The following is a 20,623-nucleotide window of genomic DNA, read 5'->3' on the forward strand; positions in this document are numbered from 1 at the left end:
AGCGCTCAAGGGTTGTGCAGTCAGCCCGTTTCCCGAGACCTCAGCCTCATTTGTTGGGATGTCCGCTTAATAGTCGGTCACGACACGCATTGTTAACCATTTCAAGTCGCGCGATTTAACCGGCAATTGGCAAGATGCCTATGACCGATCGCTTTTATAAAGGGGAACCATGGCCAAGTCCACCGCAGAAAACACCTTCCTTCGCCTCAAGACCGTGCTGGATGTCCTGACCGAAGGCGTGTGGTCAGGCGATGCACTGAACGCGGGGCAAGTCCTCGCGGAGGCTACGGCACGCGTGCCGTTCAACGAGCACGAGGCCGAACTGCTCAGCGGCGGGATTCCCCGCGGCCACAAGACGCTCACCTCGGCCACCGCAAAGCTGGTCAAGGCCGGCTGGCTGGTCAAGGGCCGCTCCGGCTGGACCATCACTGACGAAGGCATGCGCGCAACGGTTGCCTTCCCGGACGCCGTGTCCTTTGCCACCGCGCTCGACGCCGGCACTCCAGTGCCTGCCGATGTCCAGGTTCCCACTGCTCCCGAGGGCTTCGTGCGCAGGACCACCGCGGTCCCCGAAACGGCAGCCCCGGCAGCCGTGGCCGCCGACGCCAAGAAGGCTCCCGCCAAGAAGACCCCGGCAAAGAAGGCCGCCGCCGCCGTGGGCAAGGCAGCCAAGGTGCTCGAGGACGCCGTCGAGCCCGTGGTCAAGGCCGTGCGCACCCGCAAGGCGCCGGCCAAGGCAACTGAAACCGCTGCACCCGTGGCAGCGGAGCCGTTCGAGGACGCGGATGTTGAGACGCACCCGCAGCCCGAAGCGGTGGCTGTAGCCGGCGACTTCAACACCATCCTGGGTGCTCCGGAGAACTGGGCACCGCAGTACGACGAAGCCCAGATGGAGTTCGACTTCCTGGACCAGCTCTGGAAGAAGAGCACCGAACTGCCCGCCGGCTTCTACACCTTCAAGATCGCCCTCAACCGGTCCTGGGATGAGAACTACGGCGCGTTCGGCGTGTTCGACGGCCCCAACCACGAGCTGCACCACGCCGGCGGTCCGGTCACCATCCGCTACAACCACAGCACGCGCGACATCACCATCAACTAACTCCCGTGCCGCCCTCCCAACTAGGTAGCGCCAAGTGTCGTTTTGGACGCTCAAAACGACACTTACTGCTACCTAGTTGGGAGGGGACGGCACTGACGGAGGGGAGGCACCATGGCACGGCACGCAGGTCCGTCATCCGGGGTGCCCGATCCTTCTGAGGGAGCCGCCTCATCCGACGCAGCCGCGTCATTCCACGGAGCCGCGTCATCCGAGGCGGGTTCGGTGCGGCTGACGGCCCGGGTTTTTGGGGTGGTCCAGGGGGTGGGCTTCCGCTACCGGACCATGGGCAAAGCGGAAGAGCTTGGCCTCACCGGCGAGGTGAAGAACCTTGCCGACGGCTCGGTCGGCCTGGTTGCCGAGGGACCCCAGTGGAAAATCAACGAGCTCCGGACCTGGCTGAATTCCGAACGCACCCCGGGGCGTGTGGAGCGCGTGGAGGACTCCATCTCCGCGGCTGAGGGTAACTTCCGCAGCTTCCGGGCGCGCTGAGCCCTACAGCTCCGTGCTCAAGTCCGTGCTCAATCGGCTCAATCCCGCGGGCTGAGGCCGATGAAGGCGCCCAGCTCTTCCAGCGCTGCGGGCTTGTGCGGCATGTAGCTGGTGAGCTCGGGGGAGCGGATGATCACGGCCCGCCATTGCCCGCGTGACACGGCCACATTGATCCGGTTCCTGTTAAGCAGGAACTCAGCTCCCCGCGGCGCCTCGGCCACGGCGGAGCAGGCCATGGATACGAGTACAACGGGCGCTTCCTGGCCCTGGAACTTGTCCACGGTCCCCACCCGGACATCCGGCAGCCCGGCTTCCTCCAGGGCTTTCCGGACCAGGTGGACCTGGGCGTTGTAGGCGGCCACCACCAGCAGGTCCTGCTGGTCGAGGGGCCGTGCCTCGCCCTGCGCCCCCGGCGTCCATTTCAGCCCAAGGTGCCGCCGTGCCTGGCGGACCACCTCCGCCGCCTCTTCCCTGGACGCTGTGGTGTTGCCGGTATGCTCCACGAACACGGTTTCGACGCCGGGTGGCAGCTCCTCGAGTTTCCGCTGCGATGCTGCCGGGGCGGACTGCAGCTTCCCTTCGTAGCTGAGCCCGGAAACTGCGCGGCACAGTTCCGGGTGCATCCGCCAGCTGTCGGCCAGGAAGTAGCCAAGGCTGGCAGGCAGGGTGGCGTGTCCCGCGGCCAGCCAGCCCAGGGCGGACTCGTCCACGGGCTCCGGGTGCGCGCCCTGGGTGACCTGTGGCAGCTGCTGCGGATCGCCGAGCAGGAGCAGCCGCTTGGCGGCCCGGGAAACGGCAAGGGTGTTGGCGAGCGAGAACTGCCCGGCTTCATCGACCACCAGCAGATCCAGGGAACCGGCGGGGACTTCCTTGCCGGTCATGGTCCACGCCGTTCCGCCCACCAGGCAGCCGCCGGAGGACGCAAGCAGTCGGGCGACGTCGCCGTCCCTGCCGGACTTCCAGGGAACATCGTGCGGGGACGCCAGCTTCTTGGCTACCGCCGCCGGGTCAACGCCGCCGGCGGCAATGGCGCAGCAGAGCAGGTTCTCCACCACGTTGTGCGACTGGCCCACCACGCCGATCTTCCAGCCTTCTTTCACCAGCCGGCCGATGACGTGGGCCCCGACGTACGTCTTTCCCGTGCCCGGCGGCCCCTGCACGGCAAGGTAGGAACGGTCAAGGTCCCGGAGGGACGCCGTGATGGCCGCAGCGTAGTCCGCGCTGCCATCGGTGTTGTGGGGTACGTCCACGGGCCCGGCCAGGGTGCTGAACCGCGGGGGCTGCTTGCGCAGGATGTCCAGCCCGGGTTGCGCCGGGAGCGAAGGAACGGACGCTCCGACGGTGGCGGCGATCTCCGCGATCGCAGCTTCGATGCTCGCGGTGGCCACCGGCTGGTCCTCGGTGAGGGCCACGGGCAGGTGCGGGTAGGCGGCAACCTTCCCCGACTCGCGCTCGGCGATGGTGATGATGGTGTGCTCCGGGTCGTCAGGCGCCGGAGCAAGCTCGCTGATCCTCGTCCCGAAGGCGTAGGCGCGTGCGCCGGGAGCAGCGTCCGGGGCGGCCATGCCCTCCGGGGGCGGTGCGTCGTAGAGCCGGCACCAGGTGGAGTCTGCGCGGAAATCGGACCCCTCGGTCATGGTGCCGCGGAGCCGGAGTACCCGTGTCCGCATACGCTCCCGGGGCTTGGCCAGCGCCCAGTCGGAGGTGACCTCGGCCGAGGACACCACGAACACGTTCCGTTGGTCCGCCCAGTTCTCAAGCGGTGCTTCCACGCGGTCGAAGTGCTGCCACCAGAACTGTTTGCGCTCGCGGCGGTGGTAGCCGGTGGCGGCGGCCACCATCGCGATGGCGCGTTCGTCGTCGGTCCAGGGGCGGTTGTCCGGAAGATCTGCCAAGTACTCGCGCAGCCTGGCCTCCGCCGGACTTTCCTCGGGGACAGGCCGCTGTTCCGGCGCTGGCCCTCGTTCGGCTGCGCCCTGCCCTTCGGCTGCGCCCTGCCCTTCGGCTGCGCCCTGGCGTTCCGGGGATGCTGCGGCCGCAGCGGCCTGCGCCCCCACCTCGCGCAGCCAGTCCCGGAGCCGGAGCGTGGACAGGCAGTCGTAACGGTTGTAGTCCGAGATGGACGCCAGGACCTTGTCCGCTTCCGCCATGTTCCCGGCATCGCGGGCCGCGCAATAGGCGGCGTAGGCCACCACCGAGGCACCCGCGTCCTTCACGTCCCCCGAGCGCAGGTTGTTGCCCATATAGAGCGGCTCCAGTTTCTTGATGGAATACGAGGGCTCGGAAATGCGCAGCGAATGCCGGACAGTGGCGTAAAGATCCACCAACAGCCCTTCCCGGAGCCAGCTGTCCACTGTCTCCTCCCCGGCCTGGTGCGCCAGCGAGAGGTTGCGGAGTGCCGTCTTTTCGTACGGTGCGTAGTGGTAGACGTGCATGTCCGGATACCGTGCCCGGCGTTCCTCCACGTAGCCAAGGAAATCCAGGAAGGCGCGGCGCTCCCCGGACCTGGAGTGCGCCCAGAACGGGCGGAACACCGGGTCGCCGTGATGGCCTGGAGCCGGTGCCTCGACCACTCCGAACAGGTACTCGATGCCCCAGGCTCCGGTGGCGGGATCCTGCCAGAGGGGGTCACCCTCGAAGTCGAAGAAGATGTCCCCGGGGCTGGGAGGCGGCAGTGACCCGATGGTGTTCCCGGGCAGGACAGTGAACGCGACTGTGTGCGGCTGGCCGTCCTTGGTGAACGTCCGGGAGCCCGCGACGGCGTCCAGCCCCAGCTGCATTCGGGCCTGCGACCGGAGCCGCGCCACGGAATTCCGGGCGTCCCCGGCAGGCATCGCCGCAAGTTCGTCGATAGTGGTGATGCCGGCGGCGTGCAGTTTCTTTCGCTGCACCACCGACATCCCTGCCACCATCAGGAGGTCCCGGTGCAGTTCCACCTGCTCGGCGCAGTAATCGCACCGGCCGCAGTGGACGATTCCCGGCTGCTGCCACCTCACCGTGGCGCCAGCCTCCCTGTGGTGCGCAACCAGTTCGCGGAAACGGTGCCGCCGTTCGCGGAAAACAGGCAGCAGGTCCGGAAGCGAATGGCTGCTGCGGAGCCAGTCCTCACCTATGCGCGTGCCCAGCACCAGCGTGACCACCGGTGAGGGCTCAATGCCCATCCCCAGCAGCTGGTCCCCGTACGCCGCCAACTGCAGCAGCGCGCCCACCTTGGCGTGCCGGGCGAGTTTGGTGTCCCAGACCTCATAGCGCCCGGGGTTTCCGGTGCCCGCGGCTTCGTTGACCAGGAAGTCCGCGTAGCCCAGGAACTCGCCGTCAAAGAACGTGGCCTGGAAGACCACGTCCGCCCCGGACCGCAGGGCGAGCTCTGTTTCGGCATGCTTGGCCTGCAGCTCCCCGCGGCCGTTCCGGCCACGATCAAGGGAGTACACGCCCGCACCCCGGCCGGCATCCCATTCGCCGTACTTGGCAAGCAGGCTGGCCAGGACGGTTTGCTCGTGCCGGTCGCCCAGTTCGCCGGCGCGGACCTGCATTTCGTCTGCGGGAAAGACCGCCTTGGGGGAGCGGCCCAGTTTCTCGTCCAGGACCCGGAGCGTGCGGTACTCACACTCGCTGGCGGCCACAAGGTCGCTGGCGGAAAACACCAGGTCCGGCGGCGCGCCGGCCGCAGCAGCTTCAAGCAGGAACACGGAGCCTCCCCATCGACAGCCGGGCCGTCATCGGCGGGCCGGAGGAGGATTCCCCTGGCCCTGAATCAAACCTAGCAACAGGCACCGACAAACAGCCGGGCCCCGGAACTAGGTAGCGCCAAGTGTCGTTTTTGTGCCCCCAAAACACAAAATGGGCGTACCACGTGGGGGGGGGGGGAGCCCTCCGCGGCCGCCCGCACCTGGGCTTTGTCATGCTCGGCATGGGCGGAGCGCAGCAGGTCCATGAACTCGGTTTCGTTCCGGATGAGGCGCTTGTACTTCTCCGGGAGCTTGCGGATCTGGTCCTCTTCGCGGCACATTGCGGCGAAGATCTTGTCCCGCTCGTTCATGTCCGTCTCGTAGTTCAGGTCCAGGTATTCAACGGCATGCCGCCTGGCACCGGAAACGGCGTTCTTGGCCTTGCCCTTGGGGCTGAAAATGGATGCCAGGACGGTGACCACCAGGACGCCCAGGATCACGCTCAGGGACACGCCCGTGCTGACCTCCACCACGTTCACGTGCTCGCCGTCGTTGATGAACGGCAGGGTGTTCTCGTGCAGGGCGTGCAGGATGAGCTTCACGCCGATGAACCCCAGGATGACGGCCAGGCCGTAGGAAAGGAAGATCAGGCGGTCCAGCAGCCCGTCGATCAGGAAGAACAGTTGCCGCAGGCCCATCAGGGAGAACGCCGTGGCCGTGAACACGATGAATACGTTCTGCGTCAGGCCGAAAATTGCCGGGATGGAGTCCAGCGCAAACAGGATGTCCGTGCCGCCGATCGCCACCATCACCAGGAGCATCGGGGTGAGGACGCGCTTGCCGTCCTGCACGGTGAAGAGCTTGTCGCCGTCGTAGTGTTCCGACGCCGGCAGGAGCTTCTTGGCCAGCCGGACCACCAAGCCGTCGGAGTCGTCGTCGTGGCTGTCCGGCTTGAGCAGGTTGCCGGCGGTGATGAGCAGGATCAGCCCGAAGATGTAGAACACCCAGGCGAAGCTGTTGATCAGTGCCGCGCCGAGGAAAATGAATGCCGTGCGGGCGATCAGGGAAAAGACGATGCCGAACAGCAGCACCTTCTGCTGGTCCGCGCGGGGCACCCGGAAGCTGGCCATGATGATGAGGAACACGAAGAGGTTGTCCACGGACAGCGCCTTCTCCGTGATGTACCCGGCAAAGTACTCGGTGCCCATGGTGGGTCCGCCGAACAGCAGGACGCCGAGCCCGAAAAGCAGCGCGATGCCCACGTAGAGGGCTGACCAGACGGCCGATTCCTTGAGCGAGGGAGTGTGTGCCTTGCGGACGTGGAAGAAGAAGTCGAAGGCCAGCAGGCCTACGATCCCAATGACGGTCAGGGTCCAGACATAAGAAGGTACTTCCACGCGGCGGGCCTTTCGTTGGGGTCTCTTCCCAGCCTACCTACCTACGCGGGCTTCAGGAGTTCGTGTTCCATCACGGCGGTCCGCGAGAGGGTTTTGTAGCCCTCCTGTTCAAACAGGACCGTCATCACGTCATCCTCGTGCCGCATCACCAGCCCCGGACCCCACTCCTTATGGACCACGGCGGACTGGAGCGGGAACCGCTCCTCCGCCTGATCGCCCGAAGCACTGCCGCCGTCGTCCGCTGAATGAAGGGCCGGCTTCTTCGCGGCAGCATCGGCGCACGCGTCGCAGTTGCCGCACGGCTCCGGCAGGTCCTCGCCAAAGTAGGCCAGCAGGAACTGCCGCCGGCAGCGGTCCGTCTCGGCGTAGCCGCGCATCATGGTGAGCCGGGACTGGTCCACGCGCTGCCGGGCTTCGGCGAGTTCGACGACGCCGCCCACCAGGGCGGGCAGCTTCGCCGTGGAGGCGAGCCGGACGCCGCGCCTGCCGGACGTGACAGCGCCGGTTTCCTCCAGCTGGTTCACCAGCGAGGTGATGCGGCGGGCCGGCAAACCCGTGAGTTCGGCGAGGGAAGACCTGGGGGCAGGCGCGCCCGCTGACTTGAGGACCTTCAGCATGGCCAGGAGCGCCCCGGGATCGGCGGAGTGGGTTGCGAAGAACTTCCGCAGGCCCAGATCCTCTGAGCGGTAGTGGAGCACGGCCGCAGCGGGCTCACCGTCACGCCCGGCCCGGCCTATCTCCTGGTAGTAGGAATCCAGCGACTCGGGAATGTCCGCGTGGACCACGAAGCGCACATTGGGTTTGTCGATTCCCATGCCGAACGCTGTGGTGGCCACCACGACGTCCAGCTGGTCGTCCAGGAACTGTTCGTGGATGCGCTCGCGGTCCGCGGCGGAGCGGCCGGCGTGGTACGCCTCCGCGCGCAGCCCCTCCTTCCCCAGCTTGGCTGCGTACTTTTCGGTGTCTTTGCGGGTGGCGGCGTAGAGGAGGCCCTGCCCGTCCCGTGCCATCGCCGCCACCTGTTGCATCACGGCCTGGCGCTTGCCCTTGTCCTCATGGTGCCGGACGACGTCCAGGCTGATGTTGGGCCGGTCGAAGCCGTGCACCAGGACCAGCGGGTCCTTCATGCGCAGCCGCTCCACGATCTCGTCCCGGACCGGGGGCGAGGCGGTGGCGGTGAGGGCCGCAACGGGGGGATTGCCCAGCCGTTCACGGACGCTGCCCAGGCTGAGGTAGTCGGGGCGGAAATCGTGGCCCCAGGAGGAGACGCAGTGGGCCTCGTCCACGACGAACAGCGTGATGTCCAGGGCGGCGATGCGGTCCACCGTCTTTTGCTTGGCCAGCTGCTCCGGGGCGAGGAACAGGAACGCGGCCTTGCCGGTTTCCACCGCGTGCCACGCGGCCTCCACCTCCGAATCGCTGCGGGACGAATTGACGGCGACGGCGGCGCCCGCCCCCAGGTCCGCGGCCAGTCCGTCGAGCTGGTCCTCCTGCAGTGCGATGAGCGGGGAGACCACGACGGCGGGCCGCCGGGTCTTGTTGTGGAGGAACAGGGCAGCGACCTGGTAGATCGCAGATTTTCCGTAGCCGGTGGGCATCACCGCAAGGACGTCACGGCCGCCGGCCAGCGCGGCCATGCCGGCCAGCTGGCCGTCCCGGAGGTGCGGCAGTGAAAAGGAGGACGCCGCGAGGGCGGACAGGGCAAGTTCGTCGGACATGAAAGGCGCTCCGCAGAGTGGTTCCCGCGGCCGCTTGCTTCAGCCGAGGTGACCAGCCTATCGCGGCCGGGAAGCGCCGTCGTCCGTCCTTCGCGGAGGGTGGTCCCGGACAAGAGGCCGTTTTCCTTGACTTCCCGGTTCCCCTGAACAAGTGTGGAAAGAGCCCGGACCCCCGAACATCCGGAGGGTGGCAGGTACCGGCTTAATGCGAGGAGAACCAGCAGTGACGCGCAAAAACCCCGAAGTCGATGAGGCTGACGAGTCTGAGATTGAAGTCAGCGGCCACCCGAAAACGTGGGCTGCCGGCGTGCCCGGCGTCTACCATTCCATGCAGCCGGCGCTCAAGCACATGGGCCTGGACCGGTCGCGGAAGACCCTGCTGGCGCTGAACCAGAAGGACGGGTTCGACTGCATGAGCTGCGCCTGGCCGGACCCGGGCCACCGCAAAACGTTCGAATTCTGCGAAAACGGCGCCAAGGCAGTGACCTGGGAGGCCACCCCGGTGGTCATCGGGTCCGAATTCTGGGCGGAGCATCCGGTCAGCGAGCTGCGGGAGCGGTCCGAGTACTGGCTGGGCATGCAGGGGCGCCTGACGGAGCCTGTCTACAAGCCTGCAGGCGAAGACCACTACCGGCCCGTGGGCTGGGACGAAGCGTTCGGGATCATTGCGGACAAGCTGAATTCGCTGCCCAGCCCCGACCAGGCAGCCTTCTACACCAGCGGCCGGACCTCGAACGAGGCAGCCTTCCTGTACCAGCTGTTCATCCGCGGATACGGCACCAACAACCTGCCGGACTGCTCCAACATGTGCCATGAGTCCTCGGGCTGGGCCATGGGCCAGACCATCGGCATCGGCAAAGCCACGGTTTCCTATGACGACTTCGCCAAGGCTGAGCTGATCATCATCATGGGCCAGAACCCGGGCACCAACCACCCCCGGATGCTCACCGCCCTCGAAGAAGCGAAGGAGGCCGGTGCCCGGATCGTGGCGGTCAACCCGCTGCCCGAGGCCGGGCTGATGCGCTACAAGAACCCGCAGACGGTGAAGGGGATCATCGGCCGCGGCACCGACCTGGCGGACCAGTTCCTGCAGGTGCGGATCGGCGGCGACATGGCGCTGCTGCAGGCCGTTTCCAAACGCGTCCTCGATGCCGAGGCCGCTCATCCGGGGACGGTGCTTGACCACCAGTTCCTCGAGGAGCACTGCGACGGCCTCGAGGAACTCCGGGCGCACCTTGCTGAACTGGACGAGGCCGCCGTCCTTGAGGCCACGGGCCTGCGGACTGAGGAAATCGACGAGCTCGCGGCCCGGTACCTGGCCGCGGAGAAGGTGATCATCACCTGGGCGATGGGCATCACGCAGCAGAAGAAGGGCGTGGCCACCATCAAGGAAATCATCAACCTGCTGCTGCTGCGCGGCAACATCGGCAAGCCCGGCGCCGGCGCCTCCCCGATCCGGGGGCACAGCAACGTCCAGGGCGACCGGACCATGGGGATCTGGGAACAGATGCCGCCGGCATTCCTGGACGCCCTGGGCAAGGAATTCAGCTTCGAACCGCCGCGGTCGCATGGCGCGGATGCGGTGGAGACCATCCGGCAGATGCGCGACGGCGGGATCAAGGTCTTCATCGCCATGGGCGGCAACTTCGTGGGCGCCATGTCCGACACCCGGGCTGCCGAGGCGGCGATGGAAGGCACCGAACTGTCCGTCCACGTTTCCACCAAGCTCAACCGCTCCCACGCGGTCACGGGCGCCGAGGCCTTGATCCTGCCCACGCTCGGGCGGACCGAGATTGACCGGCAGGAGTCCGGCCCGCAGTTCGTGTCCGTGGAGGACACCGTCTGCGCCGTCCACGCCTCCCACGGCACGGTTGAACCCGTGGCGCCCGGCCTGCTCTCGGAGGTGGCCATCGTCTGCCGGATGGCGCAGCGGGTGCTGGGGGACCGGATCGCGGCGGACTGGGCGGGCTTCCAAAAGAACTACGACCTGATCCGCGAGCACATCTCCCACGTGGTGGTGGGCTGCGAGGACTACAACCGGAAGGTCAGGCAGGACGGCGGCTTCGTCCTGCCGAACGGTCCCCGCGACTCCCGAACGTTCAACACCCCCACCGGCAAGGCCATGCTGACCGTCAACGAGCTCGAGCATGTGGAGCGGCCGGCGGGCACCCTGATCCTGCAGAGCATGCGCTCGCACGACCAGTTCAACACCACCATCTACGGCCACAACGACCGCTACCGCGGCATCAAGAAGGGCCGCGAAGTGGTGTTCGTGAACCCGGCGGACCTTGCCGAACTGGGGCTTGAAGACGGGCAGCACGTGGACGTGCGCGGCGTGTACGGGGACAACGCAGAGCGGGTCCTCCGCAACTACCGGCTGGTGTCCTACCCGTCCGCCCGCGGGTGTGCTGCCGCCTACTATCCGGAAGCCAACGTGCTGGTGCCGCTGGAGAGCGTCGCGGAGGGCAGCCAGACGCCCGTCTCCAAAGCCGTGATCGTCCGTCTTGAGCCCGTTGCCGCCTTCCGTGAGGAGCCAACGGCCGCGGGATAAGCCGCGGTACAAAGCGGCGCGACTACTGCGCGGTGTCCGCCCAGCCTTTGCGGGCGGGCCCGCCGTCGTGCCCGTCCTCGCACAGCTGGAAGGCGGTGTCCGCGGCTTTGGCCACCGCGGCAGCCGCGTTCCCGCGGTTGCCTGCGCTGCCGGTTCCGGCCTGCAGCCCAGCCGCGTAGCCCACCATGAAGGTGGTCACCGGGGCTGCGGCGTGGGTGACAGACCCGGCCGATTTCCGGGCCAGGTCCAGGAGCAGTTCGTGGTCCACTTTCAGGTCCAGGATCTGCAGCGCCTGGGCCAGCCGGTTGCTCCATTGGTCCAGGATCTGCATTTCGTCCTCGTTGGCTGGCATGTCCGCTCCTTGGTTTTTCGGTCGCTTGCGATCGTTGGGTCGTCCTCCGTGCCGAGACTACAAGGCTTCGCCGCGGAAGTCATTGGTTCCAGCCGGCGCAACCCCCAATTCATCAACGGGTAGACAGCCGGGCTTACTACCTCTAGATATGACGGCCCACCCGTGCTTAGACTGGGCGCACCCCACCTCGAGGATGCTCTCCGGCAACTGATTCACGAGCTGCCAGCAGATGCTGGACTGTGCCTGTCCGGCGGGGTGCGCATCACCACTCATGAATCACGGCCGCCCCACCGGGCCATCCGTGGGATAACAGGAGAAAAAGATGACAGGGAACAAAGCCGTTGCCTACAAGGGGCCGGGAAAAGTCGAACTGATTGATATCGACTACCCAACGTTCGAACTCAAGGACGGGCCGGGCGTCAACCCGGCAAACGTCGGGCGCGCCGTCAACCATGGCGTGATCCTCAAAACCGTGGCCACCAATATCTGTGGTTCGGACCAGCACATGGTGCGCGGCCGCACCACGGCACCGCCGGACCTGGTGCTGGGGCATGAGATCACGGGCGAAGTGGTGGAGGTGGGCCGTGACGTCGAATTCATCAAGGTCGGGGACCTCTGCTCGGTGCCATTCAACATTGCCTGCGGCCGGTGCCGGAACTGTAAGGAGCGCAAGACGGGCATTTGCCTGAACGTGAACCCGGACCGCCCGGGCAGCGCCTACGGATACGTGGACATGGGCGGCTGGGTGGGCGGCCAGGCCAACTACGTGCTGGTGCCGTACGCCGACTGGAACCTGCTGAAGTTCCCGGACAAGGACCGGGCCATGGAGAAAATCATGGACCTCGCCATGCTTTCGGATATCTTCCCCACGGGATTCCACGGTGCCGTGAGCGCCGGTGTGGGGGTTGGTTCCACGGTGTACATTGCGGGGGCCGGTCCCGTGGGCCTGGCAGCGGCCACCAGCGCGCACCTGCTGGGCGCCGCCGTCGTGATCGTTGGCGACCTGAACGAGGACAGGCTGGCGCGGGCGCGCAGCTTCGGCTGCGAAACGGTGGACCTCACCAAGGGAGGCCCGGCGGAGCAGATCGAGCAGATCCTCGGGGTGCCCGAAGTGGACTGCGGCGTGGACGCGGTGGGCTTCGAGGCGAGGGGCCACGGACACGGTAAGGACGCCGAGGAGGCTCCGGCCACAGTGTTGAACTCGCTGATGGACATCACGGCTGCCGGCGGTGCGCTGGGCATTCCGGGGTTGTACGTGACGGGCGATCCGGGCGGCATCGACGAGGCAGCCAAGAAGGGTTCCCTCAGCCTGAGCCTGGGTACCGGGTGGGCCAAGTCGCTGAGCTTCACCACGGGCCAGTGCCCGGTGATGAAGTACAACCGGCAGCTGATGATGGCCATCCTGAACGACAAGGTGAACATCGCCAAGAACGTGAACGCCAAGGCGATCACGCTTGAGGAGGCGCCGCAGGGCTACGCGGAGTTCGACGCCGGTGCAGCAACCAAGTACGTCCTCAACCCGAACGGCTACCTGAGTTAACCCCGGACTGGCGGACGGTGGGTCCGGGCAAGGGAAGGGTGCGGGAACAAGTGTCCCTCGGCTGTGGTTAGCTGAAGGACACACCGCACAGAAGGAGATTCCCCTTGAGCGACATCACCGTCCGCCACAACCCCGGCCGCGGGCGCTTCGAAATCCTCGACGCCGGCAACGTGATCGGCAAGGCCGCATACAAGGATTACGACGGCGGCGCCGCGCCGCAGCGGATTTTCTATCACACGGTGATCAACGAGGAGTACGGCGGCCAGGGACTGGCGGGCCAGCTCGCCACCGCCGCGCTGGGTGCCACGGTCAGCGCCGGAATGGGCATCGTCCCGGTGTGCCCCTACATCAAGAAATTCCTCGCCAAGCATCCTGACTACGCGGATCACACAGTGCGTGTTGCTCCCGCGCACCTGGAGTTCCTGGACGCCGCATTGGCTGCCCGCACCCGCTGACGGACATCGCACCTGCGCGGACGCGGGTGCCATGTCCACAAAGGGGTGCGGGACATGGCGCGCCTGCGGCTTATCAGGCCGCTCCCAACCTTCAATGGTCTAATCAACATCGCATCGCGTGCGCTGGGGCCGCGTGATGCAGACCGGGTTGTTGAAGGAGACAGGAGCCCCTATGTCGGTGGACCAGAAGAAGTTTTCGTCCGTTCCGGACTCCCGTCCGAGCCGCCGCGGGGCGGGAAGGCGAAGGCTTGCGGTGCTGTTTTGTGCCGTGGCGCTCGTGATTGCCGCCACCTTTGTCCTGGCCGTCCAGCGTTCGGTGCCGCTTGACGGGTTGGAGGGATCGGTCCCGGCGGCCGCGCCCGCGGAGCCTGTTGCCGCCGCCCCGGATTCCCTGCAGGACCGCATCGACTCACTCCTGACGGAAAAGGCCGGCTACCGGATCGGGGTGGCCCTGGCGGACGTTTCCGGTGGTGCAGCCCTGACCTTCGGGGACCAGGAGGCCTTCAACGCGGCGAGCACGGCGAAGATCATCACGGCAGCGGCCTACTACCGCTTGGTGGAAAAGGGCGAGGCGCGCCTCGACGACCCCCTGGGGGACTACGACGCGGCGTTCCAGCTTGAAGCGATGGTGAACCAAAGCAACAACGATTCCTGGCTGCTCCTGATGAATGCCGTGGGCTACCCGGAGCTGATCGCCTACGCCGCCTCGATCGGGGTTACTTACGATCCCGAGGAAAACCTCCTGACTCCTGCCGCGATGGCCAGTGTCCTCAAACAGCTTTACGCCGGGGACCTGCTGAACGCGGAAAATACGGCGGAACTGCTCGGCTATATGCAGGACACGAACAACGAGGACCTGATCCCCGCCGGCTCCCAGGCCGGAATCGAGGTGTTCCACAAGTACGGGGAGTTCGACCGGCACCTGCACGATGCCGCGGTCCTGGATTACCGCGGCTCATCCTTTGCGCTGGTGATCTACACCGAGAATGCGGAAGGAGGGGAAGCTGCCGGACAGGCCGACACCATCCGCGAACTGACCGGACTGGTTGAGGAAGCTTTGTTCCCCCCGGTGCAGGCCGGGAACCAGGGCGGATAGTCCATCAACTCGCGCCGCCGGCACCATGTGCGCCAGACTGTTTCCGTGAGCAACAAACCCCGGACTGCCCTGGCCGTCGCCGGCCTCAGCCTGGGCACGGCACTGAACCCCCTCAACTCCTCCATGATCGCCGTTGCCCTGGTGGTGCTCCGCGCGGACTTCGGGCTCGACGTCGCCGCCGTCACCTGGGTGGTCACGTCCTTCTACCTCGCGTCCGCGGCAGGCCAGCCCGTGATGGGCAGGCTGGCGGACCGGTTCGGCCCGCGGCGCATGTTCATGCTCGGCATGGCCTTGGTCGCGGTGACGTGTGCGCTGGCGCCGTTTGCCCCGAACTTCGCCCTGCTCTGCGTGGCCCGTGCGGTGATGGCGCTCGGTACGGCCACCGCGTTCCCCAGCGCTGTGGTGATGGTGGGGGCCATTGCGCACCGGGCCAATGTGGAGCCGGCGCGTCCTCTTGGCCGGCTTCAGATGGTGAACACCTCGGCCGCTGCGGTGGGCCCAGTCGTTGGTGGACTGCTGGTCAGCCTCGTTGGCTGGGAAGCCCTGTTCCTGCTCAACGTCCCGCTGGCGCTGGCTGCACTGTTGATCGTCCGCCAGGCAGCACCCAGCGACAAGGCCCGGGAGCGCGGCAGCGTCGCGCAGCTGCTGCGCGACTCGGACATCCCCGGGATCCTGGGATTCGTGGCCGCGCTGCTGCTGGTGATGATGGCGGCACTGAACGTCTTTCCTGCCTACCGCTGGTGGATGCTGGCCGCCGGAACGGTCATCGCCGCACTGTTCGCCTGGCGCGAGCTGCGCTTCGACCGCCCCTTCCTTGACCTGAGGCTGCTGGGACGCAACAAACCCCTGATGCTCATCTACCTGGCCTTCGCGGTGTTCAGCAGCGTGTACTACTTTGTCTTTTTCGGGCTTCCCCAGCTCCTGCAGGAAGCCGGCGGCTACGATCCCGGCGTTGTGGGCCTCCTGATGCTGCCGCTGGCGGGCCTGTCCGTCCTGGCCACGCCCTGGGCGGTCCGGGCGATGGGAAGGTTCGGCGTGCGGCGGGTGCTGATTGCCGGCGTCGTCATCCTCACCGTGGCGGCCGCGCTGATGTGGCTGCTGACCGGCACGCTGGTGATTCCGCTGGTGGTGGTGCTGACTGCCCTGATGGGCGTCCCGTACGGAACGGTGGGCATCGCCACCAACCAGGGCATGTTCGTTTCCATCGGGCCGCAGGAGCGCGGCGTTGCGGCGGGCATCTACCAGACCTGCCGGTATGTGGGCGCCATCACCGCCACGGTGATGATCGGCGTCTTCGCGGGCGGCGGCGTGGATCAGGAAAGCTGGGCCCGGATGGTCCTCGCGATGCTGGTCCTGTGCGCGGTGACGTTCGGCGTGAGCCTGCTGTGGCGGCAGCGCCCCGCACCCCGCACCTAGTTGGGGCGGCCGTCCTAGGTGTACATGAGCGAGCCCGGCGTGGTCAGCTTCTCGCCGGTCTCCAGCCAGGTCTTCAGGCCGGAGAGGATCATCGGCCAGCCGCCGTAGAGCTGCTCGTTGGCGCCTTCGCGGAGGTCGCTGTGGGTGACGGTCAGGCGGCAGGAATCGCCCACCTGCTCGATGTCCCACGTGATCTTCGAGGTTCCCTCGGCCTTGACGTCCTCACCCCAGAGGGCACGCATGGTCTGGACCAGCCGGCGGGGCGGGTCCACCTCCAGGTTCTCGCCCTCACCCAGCGGAGCACCCGCCTTGACGTTGTTCATCGTGAAGCTGCCGCCAGGGGTCCAGTCCGTTTCGATGGTGTTCCCGAACTGGTACTTGCTGCGGATCTCGCTGTTGGTGATGGCTTCCCAGAGCCGTTCCGGCGTGGTCTTGATGTAGATTTCGAAGATTTTTTCCATGGGACTTTCCAATCTGGATTTGAGGTCGCTGAGGCCAGCGGCCCATGGTTCTGCATATTTGCTCACCCAGCGGTCGTGGAGGAGCCGGATGGGCACCGGGTTCAGGAAATGCAGCTTTTCACGCCCCCGACGGCGGGCAACCACCAGTCCGGCTTCCTCCAGGATCCTGAGGTGCTTGGCGATCCCGAACCGGCTCATGTCGAAGCGTCTTTCGAGGGCGCCGAGGGTCTGCCCGTCCTCGCGGAACAGCTCGTCAAGGAGCTCCCGCCGGGTGGGGTCTGCGAGTGCCTTAAACACGGCATCCATGGGAACAATGATATGTGACCATTTGGTCACATATCAAGGGCCTTTCCTAGTTCCGTGCGGCCAGGGTCTGGTCCCGGTCCTGGAAGACATCCTCGCCAGGGCCGGTGAAGGCACGCGAGCGCTGCACGGCCTCGATCGAACCGGTGAACAGCTGTGATTCGTGCGGATCCGCGGCCGTCCGGGCGCCGTCCCGGCTGGACGTACCCAGCCCCCGCAATGGCTGCCGGCGGCGGGCGGAGGTGCCGCCGTCGGACGCTGCCTCGGTCCAGCGCTGCTGGGGGAGCGCTTCCGGATGGCCCTGCTGCAGGAAGGCGACCATGGCCTCGCGGATGAGGCAGCGCAGGTCGAAGAGCGCGGCGCTGTCCGCGGCGCTGACCAGGATGCGCACCCGGACGAACCCGCCGGTGGCGTCGGTGATCTGCAGGATGCCCACGCGCTCGTCCCACAGGTCCGTGCCGGCGAGGACGGACCGCAGCTCGGCGCGCATGTCCTCCACGGGGGCGCGCCAGTCGAGGTCGAACTCCACGGTGCCCATCACCTCGGACTGGCGCCGGGTCCAGTTCTCGAACGGCGTGGTGGTGAAGTAGGTGGACGGGAGGATCAGGCGGCGGTCGTCCCAGATGTGGACCACCACGTAGGTGAGGGTGATTTCCTCGATCCGGCCCCACTCCTTCTGCACCACCACAACGTCGTCCACGCGGATGGCGTCCGTGAAGGCCAGCTGCATGCCGGCGAAGACGTTCACCAGGGAAGTCTGCGCTGCGAGGCCGGCGACGATCGAGATGACCCCGGCGGAGGCCAGCAGCCCGGCGCCGAGGGCCTGGATGGCCGGGAACGTGAGCATCACCGAACCGGCGGCAAGCACCACCACCAGCGCAACACCGATCCGCCGGGCCAGGATCATCTGCGTCCGGAGCCGCCGCGCGCGCGCCGGTTGTCCGCAACGTCCACGCTGTACCGGCCCAGGACCACCGCCTCGATGATCAGCAGTACGGCCACGGCCAGCCAGGCGAGGGAGCCGATGAGGGATATCAGCAGCAGGTGGTCGACGGCGCCGTGCCAGCTTTCGCCGGCTGCCGTGAGTCCCAGCGCGGTGCGGACGCCGATCAGGCACAGTGCCAGGCGCAGCGGCTGGCGGGCAACCCGGGACGTGGCCTGCAGTTCCGGACGCTTGCGGTTGAGGCGCAGGACGAGCTTGCGCAGCAGCCAGGACAGGACCAGGCCTGCGGCCACTGCCAGGGTGACGGCAATGAAGGGCATGGCGGGATTGAGTAGGTCTTGCATCCTTTAACCTCTACCAACGTCGGGCCCGGGGCCGAAATCCGCCTCCGCCCCGGCGTGGTGCAAAGGCACGACGGCGGCTGCCGGACTCCTGTGCGGATGTCCGGCAGCCGCCGTCGGGCATTGTCCGGAAATCAGCCCTGCAGCGAGTAGGCCTTGGGCAGCTTCAGGCCGCGCTCCTCCATGAGGGTGCGCAGGCGGGTGGGGTAGTCGGTGATGATGCCGTCCACACCCTGGTCCATCAGGCGTTCCATGTCCGCGGTAGTGTTCACGGTCCAGGGGATCACGGGCAGGCCCAGCCCGTGGGCTTCGGCGATCATCTCAGGAGTGACGGAGCGGAACGCGGGGGAAATGACGTCATACCCCTGGGCGGCTGCCGCCTTGGCAAGGGAGCCGTCGTAGTCGTCGATGTCGATGCCGCCCAGGTTGGGGCTGGCGCCGGGCTGGCCCACACCCATCCAGGCGTCTCCGCTGGAGAGCGCCACCAGCGTGAGCTCGGGCGCGATTTCCCGGGTGAGGTTGAGGGAAGACCAGTCAAAGGACTGCAGGGTGGTGCGGTCCGCCATGCCGGACGCCTGGATTTCGGCCACCACGGCGCGCGTGAGGGATTCCATGCCGGCGCCGCCGATCTGGCTGCCCTCCACCTTGGTCTCCACGTTCAAGCGGACCTTCTCGGCGCCCGCGTCACGCACCAGCTGGTAGACGTCCTTGAGCTCGGCGATCCGGTTGCCCTCCACCACATCCTGCTCCGGGTAGCCGGCCAGCTGCGCGTAGCCGCAGTTCAGCGTCTTGACCTGGGCCAGGGACAGTTCGGCCACGCGGTCGCCCACGTAGGGGAATTCGGGGTCGCCGGCGGTGGACGGCGCGGTGTCGATGCATTTGGTGGCCTGGATGGTGTCGTCGTGCCAGACGATCACGTTGCCGTCCTCGGTGAGGTGCGTGTCCAGCTCGAGGGTGGTCACGCCCAGCGCCAGGGAATTCGTGAACGCGGCCAGGGACTCCTCGGTCCATTCGCCGCGGCCGCCGCGGTGGGACTGCAGGTCGAAGGAGCCGTTGCGTTCGTTTACCTTCGGGGCCGTTGTTGCCTGCGCCGCTCCGGCAGCGTTCGACGACGGCGTGCCGGCGTCGGTGTCCGGGGCGGCGGCGGCGGGACCTGCCGAAGCGAACGCGGCGGCGATGAGGGCGGCGGCTGCCGCGGACGTCAGGACTTTGCGCATGTGATGGTTCCTCCTGGATGACGGGGCCGGCGTTTTCGCCGGTGACCCGTCAACGCTAGGAGGGGCAGGTTGCGGTTCGGGTGCGGGGAGTTGGAGGGGAGGTTAACGCGGGACGCCGGGCCGGCGCGCTGGGTCCACCCGCCATCGATTGCTCCGCAAATGTCGTTATGAGCGGTGAAAACGGCCGGTACGGAGCAATCGATGGGGGTTAGGGACGGGGGCGCGACGACGGTGCACTGGTTTCCGCCACGGGAACCTCCTCCGAACGGACGGGGCGGGGCTCCAGCCACACCCGCTCCCGCGGTCCGGGCGGATACGCGTGCGTCTTCCCTGCAAGGGCGATGATCCACGCCGCCACCACCGGCAGCGCCGCGGCGACGGGAACCAGCAGCGGTCCGCCCACCACCAGTGCCGCCGAGCCGTACAGGGCGCCCACCGTGATGCCCAGCTGGATGGTCAGCACAGTGAGGCCGTTCGCGGCTTCCTGGAACTCGCCCCCGGCCCGCAGGATGGCGGACTGGTTGTAAATGCCTATCGCGCCGAGTCCCGCACCCCAGACCGTCATGAGGACCAGGGCCACGGGGAAGTTGCCCACCGCGAGAGGGAGGAAGAACATGGAAAGGGCGATCACCGCCGTCGTCATGAGCAGGGAACGCCGGGGCCGGGAATCCACGGTGAGGCCCGCGACCCAGATTCCCAGCAGCCCGGAGCCGCCCAGGACGGTGAGGGAGAGGCTGATGGCGTAATCGGGGAAGCCGGCCTCGCGGATGAACGGTGCGATGTAGGTGAACAGCGCGAAGTGGGCCAGGACCAGCAGCGGCCAGGCGATGGCCACCGGCCTTACTCCGGGCTGGGCGATTGCCTTGCGCAGTGAGGGACGGACGGCGTCGGAAATACGCTGGACCCGCGGCAGCAGGAAGAACGCCAGCACCGTCAGGACCAGCCCGAACCCTGCCAGCACCAGGAACGCCGAGCGCCAGCCGAGGAACCCGCCCAGCGCCGTGCCCACGGGCGCGCCGATGGCCAGGCCCAGGCTGTTGCCGCTGAAGACAATGGCCAGGGCCTTGCCCACCTTGTCCGCCGGAACCACCCTGGTGACGAACGGGGCCATGGTGGTCCAGAGCAGGCCGTGCGCCAGGCCCCCCACCAGCCGGGCGATCATCGCGGCGGTGAAGTCCGGCGCGAGTCCCACCATCGCGTTGCTGAGCGCGAACGTCAGGACAAGCCCCACCAGCAGCGCATGGCGGGGAATCTTCCCCAGCAGCCGGGCAGCCGGGACCACCGTGACCACAATGACGGCGGCATAGGCCGCGGCCAGGTAGCCCGCAACCGGCTCGGACACGTTCAGGCCGCTGCTGATCTGCGGCAGCAGCCCGGACGGCAGGAGCTCGGTGGTGATGGCGGTGAAGGCGATGGTGGCCAAAACCACCATCGCGGCGTACGGGAAACGGGCAGGTTCCGGCGCGGGAATGGCGGAGGACATGGGGAAAGGATCCATTCAAGGGGGAGGGGTGGAACGCGGCTCGCTGGCCGGGCAGTTCCTCCCTTAAATTTACAGGATCGCGGCCCCTGCTCCA

Annotated in this window: 14 protein-coding genes and 1 pseudogene; 7 read left to right on the top strand and 8 right to left on the bottom strand. The window is 67.1% G+C overall.

Annotated elements, in window-relative coordinates:
* The first annotated feature begins 169 nt into the window (after nucleotides 1-169).
* Together ACQ3DC_RS09790 and ACQ3DC_RS09795 are read left to right on the top strand one after the other, a co-directional pair.
* Complete coding sequence (locus ACQ3DC_RS09790) at nucleotides 170-1,099, top strand: glycosidase (RefSeq protein WP_321215465.1); 930 nt, start codon at nucleotides 170-172, stop codon at nucleotides 1,097-1,099.
* Nucleotides 1,100-1,210: 111 nt separating this feature from the next.
* Complete coding sequence (locus ACQ3DC_RS09795) at nucleotides 1,211-1,588, top strand: acylphosphatase (protein ID WP_430752105.1); 378 nt, start codon at nucleotides 1,211-1,213, stop codon at nucleotides 1,586-1,588.
* 38 nt (nucleotides 1,589-1,626) lie between these two features.
* On the opposite strand, the gene ACQ3DC_RS09800 is transcribed toward ACQ3DC_RS09795, so the two are convergent.
* The 3 genes from ACQ3DC_RS09800 to ACQ3DC_RS09810 all read right to left on the bottom strand — a co-directional run bounded on the left by ACQ3DC_RS09800 (nucleotide 1,627) and on the right by ACQ3DC_RS09810 (nucleotide 8,371).
* Nucleotides 1,627-5,277 carry a TM0106 family RecB-like putative nuclease gene (locus ACQ3DC_RS09800; RefSeq protein WP_430752106.1) on the bottom strand — a complete coding sequence of 1,217 codons (3,651 nt, stop codon included), beginning with the start codon at nucleotides 5,275-5,277 and terminating at the stop codon, nucleotides 1,627-1,629.
* 71 nt (nucleotides 5,278-5,348) lie between these two features.
* Complete coding sequence (locus ACQ3DC_RS09805) at nucleotides 5,349-6,653, bottom strand: TerC family protein (protein ID WP_430752107.1); 1,305 nt, start codon at nucleotides 6,651-6,653, stop codon at nucleotides 5,349-5,351.
* Between the two features lie 41 nt (nucleotides 6,654-6,694).
* On the bottom strand, nucleotides 6,695-8,371 hold the full coding sequence (locus ACQ3DC_RS09810; protein ID WP_430752108.1) for a RecQ family ATP-dependent DNA helicase: 1,677 nt from the start codon (nucleotides 8,369-8,371) through the stop codon (nucleotides 6,695-6,697).
* A 223-nt stretch (nucleotides 8,372-8,594) separates the two neighbouring features.
* On the opposite strand from ACQ3DC_RS09810, the gene ACQ3DC_RS09815 reads away from it, so the two are divergent.
* Nucleotides 8,595-10,922, top strand: a complete 2,328-nt coding sequence (locus tag ACQ3DC_RS09815) for an FdhF/YdeP family oxidoreductase (RefSeq protein WP_421092166.1) — start codon at nucleotides 8,595-8,597, stop codon at nucleotides 10,920-10,922.
* Between the two features lie 22 nt (nucleotides 10,923-10,944).
* Here the strand turns inward: ACQ3DC_RS09815 and ACQ3DC_RS09820 are convergent, their stop codons facing one another.
* Nucleotides 10,945-11,274 (bottom strand): DUF6457 domain-containing protein, encoded by a 330-nt coding sequence (locus tag ACQ3DC_RS09820; protein ID WP_157238966.1) that lies wholly within the window; start codon nucleotides 11,272-11,274, stop codon nucleotides 10,945-10,947.
* A 322-nt stretch (nucleotides 11,275-11,596) separates the two neighbouring features.
* Here ACQ3DC_RS09820 and fdhA point away from each other — a divergent pair, with 322 nt between their 5' ends.
* The 4 genes from fdhA (at nucleotide 11,597) to ACQ3DC_RS09840 (ending at nucleotide 15,781) form a co-directional block, all read left to right on the top strand.
* On the top strand, nucleotides 11,597-12,814 hold the full coding sequence (fdhA, locus tag ACQ3DC_RS09825) for a formaldehyde dehydrogenase, glutathione-independent (RefSeq protein WP_157238965.1): 1,218 nt from the start codon (nucleotides 11,597-11,599) through the stop codon (nucleotides 12,812-12,814).
* Between the two features lie 104 nt (nucleotides 12,815-12,918).
* Nucleotides 12,919-13,269 (top strand): GNAT family N-acetyltransferase, encoded by a 351-nt coding sequence (locus tag ACQ3DC_RS09830; protein WP_157238964.1) that lies wholly within the window; start codon nucleotides 12,919-12,921, stop codon nucleotides 13,267-13,269.
* Between the two features lie 172 nt (nucleotides 13,270-13,441).
* On the top strand, nucleotides 13,442-14,365 hold the full coding sequence (locus ACQ3DC_RS09835; RefSeq protein ID WP_430752109.1) for a serine hydrolase: 924 nt from the start codon (nucleotides 13,442-13,444) through the stop codon (nucleotides 14,363-14,365).
* Nucleotides 14,366-14,410: 45 nt separating this feature from the next.
* A complete protein-coding gene (locus tag ACQ3DC_RS09840; protein WP_430752110.1) occupies nucleotides 14,411-15,781 on the top strand; it encodes an MFS transporter in 1,371 nt (456 codons plus the stop codon).
* Nucleotides 15,782-15,795: 14 nt separating this feature from the next.
* Here ACQ3DC_RS09840 and ACQ3DC_RS09845 read toward each other — a convergent pair whose 3' ends face one another.
* From ACQ3DC_RS09845 to ACQ3DC_RS09860, 4 genes and pseudogenes are all read right to left on the bottom strand, one after another.
* Entirely contained in the window at nucleotides 15,796-16,548 is a 753-nt protein-coding gene (locus ACQ3DC_RS09845; RefSeq protein ID WP_323056430.1) for an ArsR/SmtB family transcription factor, read from the bottom strand.
* A 46-nt stretch (nucleotides 16,549-16,594) separates the two neighbouring features.
* A pseudogene (locus tag ACQ3DC_RS09850) lies at nucleotides 16,595-17,808 on the bottom strand (mechanosensitive ion channel family protein).
* A 155-nt stretch (nucleotides 17,809-17,963) separates the two neighbouring features.
* Complete coding sequence (locus ACQ3DC_RS09855) at nucleotides 17,964-19,046, bottom strand: glycerophosphodiester phosphodiesterase family protein (RefSeq protein WP_430752111.1); 1,083 nt, start codon at nucleotides 19,044-19,046, stop codon at nucleotides 17,964-17,966.
* 208 nt (nucleotides 19,047-19,254) lie between these two features.
* Nucleotides 19,255-20,529 (bottom strand): MFS transporter, encoded by a 1,275-nt coding sequence (locus ACQ3DC_RS09860; RefSeq protein WP_430752112.1) that lies wholly within the window; start codon nucleotides 20,527-20,529, stop codon nucleotides 19,255-19,257.
* Between the last annotated feature and the right edge of the window lie 94 nt (nucleotides 20,530-20,623).

Origin of the sequence: Paenarthrobacter sp. NEAU-H11, from assembly GCF_050573415.1 — a bacterium.
Classification (GTDB): domain Bacteria; phylum Actinomycetota; class Actinomycetes; order Actinomycetales; family Micrococcaceae; genus Arthrobacter.

Coding starts and splice junctions, on each gene's coding strand:
- fdhA (WP_157238965.1), top strand. CDS start 11,597: ATGACAGGGAACAAAGCCGTTGCCTACAAGGGGCCGGGAAAAGTCGAA.
- ACQ3DC_RS09855 (WP_430752111.1), bottom strand. CDS start 19,046: ATGCGCAAAGTCCTGACGTCCGCGGCAGCCGCCGCCCTCATCGCCGCC.
- ACQ3DC_RS09835 (WP_430752109.1), top strand. CDS start 13,442: ATGTCGGTGGACCAGAAGAAGTTTTCGTCCGTTCCGGACTCCCGTCCG.
- ACQ3DC_RS09820 (WP_157238966.1), bottom strand. CDS start 11,274: ATGCCAGCCAACGAGGACGAAATGCAGATCCTGGACCAATGGAGCAAC.
- ACQ3DC_RS09860 (WP_430752112.1), bottom strand. CDS start 20,529: ATGTCCTCCGCCATTCCCGCGCCGGAACCTGCCCGTTTCCCGTACGCC.
- ACQ3DC_RS09810 (WP_430752108.1), bottom strand. CDS start 8,371: ATGTCCGACGAACTTGCCCTGTCCGCCCTCGCGGCGTCCTCCTTTTCA.
- ACQ3DC_RS09845 (WP_323056430.1), bottom strand. CDS start 16,548: ATGGATGCCGTGTTTAAGGCACTCGCAGACCCCACCCGGCGGGAGCTC.
- ACQ3DC_RS09790 (WP_321215465.1), top strand. CDS start 170: ATGGCCAAGTCCACCGCAGAAAACACCTTCCTTCGCCTCAAGACCGTG.
- ACQ3DC_RS09795 (WP_430752105.1), top strand. CDS start 1,211: ATGGCACGGCACGCAGGTCCGTCATCCGGGGTGCCCGATCCTTCTGAG.